This is a genomic window from Ruegeria sp. K5 (assembly GCF_056531805.1).
Map to the genome: position 1 here is coordinate 1 of NZ_JBQFML010000025.1, position 5,970 is coordinate 5,970.

At 53.5% G+C, this 5,970-nt stretch carries 2 tRNA genes and 3 rRNA genes; all 5 read right to left on the reverse strand.

Annotated elements, in window-relative coordinates:
• Positions 1-29: 29 nt before the first annotated feature.
• The 5 genes from rrf to ACR0MO_RS21550 all read right to left on the reverse strand — a co-directional run bounded on the left by rrf (position 30) and on the right by ACR0MO_RS21550 (position 5,519).
• Positions 30-144: ribosomal RNA gene (gene rrf, locus ACR0MO_RS21530) — 5S ribosomal RNA — on the reverse strand.
• Between the two features lie 229 nt (positions 145-373).
• Positions 374-3,205: ribosomal RNA gene (locus tag ACR0MO_RS21535) — 23S ribosomal RNA — on the reverse strand.
• Positions 3,206-3,621: 416 nt separating this feature from the next.
• A tRNA-Ile gene (locus ACR0MO_RS21540) sits at positions 3,622-3,698 on the reverse strand.
• Between the two features lie 131 nt (positions 3,699-3,829).
• A tRNA-Ala gene (locus ACR0MO_RS21545) sits at positions 3,830-3,905 on the reverse strand.
• Between the two features lie 152 nt (positions 3,906-4,057).
• A 16S ribosomal RNA gene (locus ACR0MO_RS21550) occupies positions 4,058-5,519 on the reverse strand.
• Together the 16S, 23S and 5S rRNA genes with 2 tRNA genes alongside form the textbook arrangement of a ribosomal RNA operon.
• Positions 5,520-5,970: the final 451 nt, after the last annotated feature.

The window sequence follows — 5,970 nt, forward strand, 5'->3', positions numbered from 1 at the left end:
ATCGTAAGAGAGATATGGGCTTTTACTAGGTTTGGCGGTGACCTACTCTCCCGGGGCTTAAGCCCAAGTACCATTGGCGCGGCAGTGCTTAACTTCCGGGTTCGGTATGGGACCGGGTGTTTCACTTGCGCTATGACCACCAAACCGAGGAAAAGCCCAACGTCGACTTTCTTGCTATGCAAGAAAGCGACGGGTGGCAGGCAGCGTCTTTTGCTTGCAAAAGGCGCGGTGCCACTCGGTTGTATAGTCAATCAACATCGCGGCTGGGTGCTGCGACGTTATCCATTGTCAAGTTTGGTGTATGCTTTTGGTCTTGTTTGATCGCCTACCGTCTCTGTTTGAGGCGGTTGGGTTTGTCTTTCTGTTACTGGATCAAATCAAGCCTATCGGGCGATTAGTACCGGTCAACTGAACGCATTACTGCGCTTACATCTCCGGCCTATTGACGTGGTGGTCTTCCACGGCCCTCAGGGAGACCTTGTTTTGAGGGGGGCTTCCCGCTTAGATGCCTTCAGCGGTTATCCTGTCCGATCATAGCTACCCAGCACTGCCGTTGGCACGACAACTGGTCCACCAGTGGATCGTTCACCCCGGTCCTCTCGTACTAGGGGCAACTCCTCTCAAGTCTCCTACACCCACGGCAGATAGGGACCGAACTGTCTCACGACGTTCTAAACCCAGCTCACGTACCTCTTTAAACGGCGAACAGCCGTACCCTTGGGACCTGCTCCAGCCCCAGGATGAGATGAGCCGACATCGAGGTGCCAAACACTGCCGTCGATATGGACTCTTGGGCAGTATCAGCCTGTTATCCCCGGCGTACCTTTTATCCGTTGAGCGATGGCCCTTCCACTCGGGACCACCGGATCACTATGGCCGTCTTTCGACTCTGCTCGACTTGTCAGTCTTGCAGTCAGGCTGGCTTCTGCCATTGCACTCAACGAGCGATTTCCGACCGCTCTGAGCCAACCTTCGCGCGCCTCCGTTACGCTTTAGGAGGCGACCGCCCCAGTCAAACTACCCGCCACGCAGGGTCCCGGATCCGGATAACGGACCGCGGTTAGACATCAAGAGTGCGAAGGGTGGTATCTCAAGGGAGGCTCCACGGATACTTGCGTTTCCGCTTCAAAGCCTACCACCTATCCTGCACATCACAATCCTGATGCCAGTGCGAAGCTGTAGTAAAGGTGCACGGGGTCTTTCCGTCTAACCGCGGGAAGCCTGCATCTTGACAGGCAATTCAATTTCGCTGAGTCGATGTTGGAGACAGCGGGGAAGTCGTTACGCCATTCGTGCAGGTCGGAACTTACCCGACAAGGAATTTCGCTACCTTAGGACCGTTATAGTTACGGCCGCCGTTTACCTGGGCTTCAATTCAAGGCTCTCACCTCTCCTTTTAACCTTCAGGCACCGGGCAGGCGTCAGACCCTATACGTCGTCTTGCGACTTCGCAGAGCCCTGTGTTTTTAATAAACAGTCGCCACCCCCTGGTTTGTGCCCCCAGCCCCTAGTTGCCTAGGAACCGGGCCTCCTTCTCGCGAACTTACGGAGGTATTTTGCCGAGTTCCTTCAACATCGTTCTCTCAAGCGCCTTGGTATGCTCTACCAGTCCACCTGTGTCGGTTTAGGGTACGGTCTGATGGAGGGCTATTTCCAGGAACCACTCAGCAGCCCAATCAATCCGATAAGATTGAACTACACCTGTGATCCGTCACATCCTCCTGGCCTAGGAATATTAACCTAGTTCCCATCGCCTACGCCTTTCGGCCTCGGCTTAGGGGCCGGCTTACCCTGCTCAGATTAGCTTTAAGCAGGAACCCTTGGACTTTCGGCGAGAGTGTCTCTCACACTCTTTGTCGCTACTCATGTCATCATTCTCACTAGTGATCTCTCCACGGGATCGCTCACGCGCCCGCTTCATCGAAAGCTCCAAATATCCTCCAAGGCGTCCCGAAAGACGCTAAAGAGGATAGGAACTATGTCACACTACGCTCTGCTACCGATGCTTACGCATCCCTAGACTTCGGCTCATGGCTTGAGCCCCGTTACATCTTCGCCGCAGGACAACTTATTTAGACCAGTGAGCTGTTACGCTATCTTTAAAGGATGGCTGCTTCTAAGCCAACCTCCTGGTTGTTTTGGTCGTCCCACCTGCTTTCCCACTTAGCCATGAATTGGGGGCCTTAGTCGTAGGTCAGGGTTGTTTCCCTCTCCACTACGGACGTTAGCATCCGCAGTGTGTCTGCCATCTAGTACTCCCGGGTATTCGGAGTTTGGTTAGGATCAGTAAGCCTGTGGGGCCCCATTACCCATCCAGTGCTCTACCCCCCGGGGTATTCGGATGACGCTCTACCTAAATAGATTTCGCAGAGAACCAGCTATCTCCGAGTTTGATTGGCCTTTCACCCCTAGGCACAGCTCATCCCGATCCTTTTCAACGGATGTGGGTTCGGTCCTCCAGTAAGTGTTACCTTACCTTCAACCTGGCCATGCCTAGATCACTCGGTTTCGGGTCTGATCCCACGAACTCATACGCCCTATTAAGACTCGCTTTCGCTACGCCTACACCTAACGGCTTAAGCTTGCTCGTGAGACCAAGTCGATGACCCATTATACAAAAGGTACGCCGTCAGCTCGCAAGGAGCCTCCGACTGATTGTAGGCGTTCGGTTTCAGGTACTGTTTCACTCCCCTCGTCGGGGTGCTTTTCACCTTTCCCTCACGGTACTGGTTCGCTATCGGTCAGCAAGGAGTACTTAGCCTTCGAAGGTGGTCCTCCGATCTTCAGACAGAATTTCACGTGTTCCGCCCTACTTAATACGTCCGTCAAAGCTTCGAATACGGGGCTGTCACCCGCTATGGCCACGCTTCCCAACGTGTTCTTCTCACTCATCCGGCTCGGCTGGTCCCCGTTCGCTCGCCGCTACTAGGGGAGTATCAATTGATTTCCTTTCCTCCGGGTACTTAGATGTTTCAGTTCCCCGGGTTTGCTCTTAAAACCCTATGTATTCAGGTCTTAAGTACCTGTTCATGCTCATTATTGATTAGCAGAGCTAACAATAACAAACATTCAGGTGGGTTGCCCCATTCAGAAATCCATGGATCAAAGCTTATTCTCAGCTCCCCATGGCTTATCGCAGAGTATCACGTCTTTCATCGCCTCTTGCTGCCAAGGCATTCACCAAACGCCCTTCTCGCGCTTGATTTGATCCAGAAAGAGAAAGACAGGATTTGCGAAGCAAATCCAATGACAGGCGCTGGTAACAACCCGTCTCTCTTACTGAACCAAAAGCATACTTTCCCGCCTTCCATCCTGGAACCCGCGCTGCCGATGTCGGTCGGCCCCACGCAGAGAATGGAAGACAATGCATAACCGTTAAGTTATGCGGGTTAGTGTACTTGACTTGGACAACTCTGTTCGTTTCAGCCGCGATAGCCGTGGACAGGCGAGGAAACACCCGTGTCACAACCCGCCCCTCCGAAGAGGAGAACGACTGAGATCAACGCCACACTCGGCGCCAATCAAACAGTGTTGATTGATTTCTCTCTATACGATGTCAATTCATCCAATTGGATGATCCAGCACTCAAACAAGTGCTCGATGATCAAATTGAAAGGAAAGTGGTGGGTCGAGGAGGACTTGAACCTCCGACCTCACGCTTATCAGGCGTGCGCTCTAACCACCTGAGCTACCGACCCAGCTGATTTTGCTTCGCAAAATCGGCGTCGCCCGACAGGCTCTTTTCAAAGAAAAGATGCCGAGAGGGCCAGCCCCCATAGTGGTTCATACAAGGGCCTTTATCTGTGTGCCCTTTGCTTTGCAAAAGGCTTGGTGGAGCCTAGGAGGATCGAACTCCTGACCTCCTGAATGCAAATCAGGCGCTCTCCCAGCTGAGCTAAGGCCCCTTGCCGGACCTCGCGCCTATTCGCAAGATCCTGATTTTCTGAAGAGATATGAGGACGGCTCGGCTCATGAGTTTGACCAACTTTGTTTGTTGATCTTCTGCTAAGTGATGCACGATCAAGGGCAAGCCCTGTGATGCTAGCATCATCCTTAGAAAGGAGGTGATCCAGCCGCAGGTTCCCCTACGGCTACCTTGTTACGACTTCACCCCAGTCGCTGATCCTACCGTGGTCCGCTGCCTCCAAAAGGTTAGCGCACGGCCGTCGGGTAGAACCAACTCCCATGGTGTGACGGGCGGTGTGTACAAGGCCCGGGAACGTATTCACCGCGTCATGCTGTTACGCGATTACTAGCGATTCCGACTTCATGGGGTCGAGTTGCAGACCCCAATCCGAACTGAGACAGTTTTTTGGGATTAACCCATTGTCACTGCCATTGTAGCACGTGTGTAGCCCAACCCGTAAGGGCCATGAGGACTTGACGTCATCCACACCTTCCTCCCGCTTATCACGGGCAGTTTCCATAGAGTGCCCAGCCGAACTGCTGGCAACTAGGGATGTGGGTTGCGCTCGTTGCCGGACTTAACCGAACATCTCACGACACGAGCTGACGACAGCCATGCAGCACCTGTCACCGAGTCACCGAAGTGAAAAGCCCATCTCTGGACCGGTCCCGGGATGTCAAGGGTTGGTAAGGTTCTGCGCGTTGCTTCGAATTAAACCACATGCTCCACCGCTTGTGCGGGCCCCCGTCAATTCCTTTGAGTTTTAATCTTGCGACCGTACTCCCCAGGCGGAATGCTTAATCCGTTAGGTGTGTCACCGAATAGCATGCTACCCGACGACTGGCATTCATCGTTTACGGTGTGGACTACCAGGGTATCTAATCCTGTTTGCTCCCCACACTTTCGCACCTCAGCGTCAGTATCGAGCCAGTGAGCCGCCTTCGCCACTGGTGTTCCTCCGAATATCTACGAATTTCACCTCTACACTCGGAATTCCACTCACCTCTCTCGAACTCTAGACCGATAGTTTTGGAGGCAGTTCCGGGGTTGAGCCCCGGGATTTCACCCCCAACTTTCCGATCCGCCTACGTGCGCTTTACGCCCAGTAATTCCGAACAACGCTAACCCCCTCCGTATTACCGCGGCTGCTGGCACGGAGTTAGCCGGGGTTTCTTTACCTGCTACCGTCATTATCTTCACAGGCGAAAGAGCTTTACGACCCTAAGGCCTTCATCACTCACGCGGCATGGCTGGATCAGGGTTGCCCCCATTGTCCAAGATTCCCCACTGCTGCCTCCCGTAGGAGTCTGGGCCGTGTCTCAGTCCCAGTGTTGCTGATCATCCTCTAAAACCAGCTATAGATCGTAGGCTTGGTAGGCCATTACCCCACCAACTACCTAATCTAACGCGGGCTAATCCTTTGGCGATAAATCTTTCCCCCGAAGGGCTCATACGGTATTACTCTCCGTTTCCAGAGGCTATTCCGTACCAAAGGGTATATTCCCACGCGTTACTAACCCGTCCGCCGCTCACCCCGAAAGGCGCGCTCGACTTGCATGTGTTAGGCCTGCCGCCAGCGTTCGTTCTGAGCCAGGATCAAACTCTCAAGTTGAAATGATCTTACGACCATATCCTTGACGTTCGAACCTCTGCACATCTTTGGTTGTGCTACCGCCTATTCGGCTACTCGAGCACGATTAAGCGACACCCTCAGCCGGCTAGCCAAGAGTACAACCAAAAGTCATCTGTTTGTCTGTGCTTCTGGTTTCATCAGAAACCGAAAGCCGTACAAACAGTGAAGCTGACACTGGTCATCGGGACAGTCACCCCTACCAGCGCGATATACAGACATTCAATCCGTCGAAACGAACCAAACCGCCCACATATCTCTTCAGTTATCCATCAATGTCAAAGAACAAAACACCCAAGACCCAAAACCAGACCATAACGCCAATCACTCAGCGCTACCGCCCAATCAAAAACCTCCGAATGCCCACCGTCTCTCCGATGCGTCTCCGCCGCTCCCGCCGCGTCCCGAGCGCCTCAGCAGCGCCGGTGAAGGG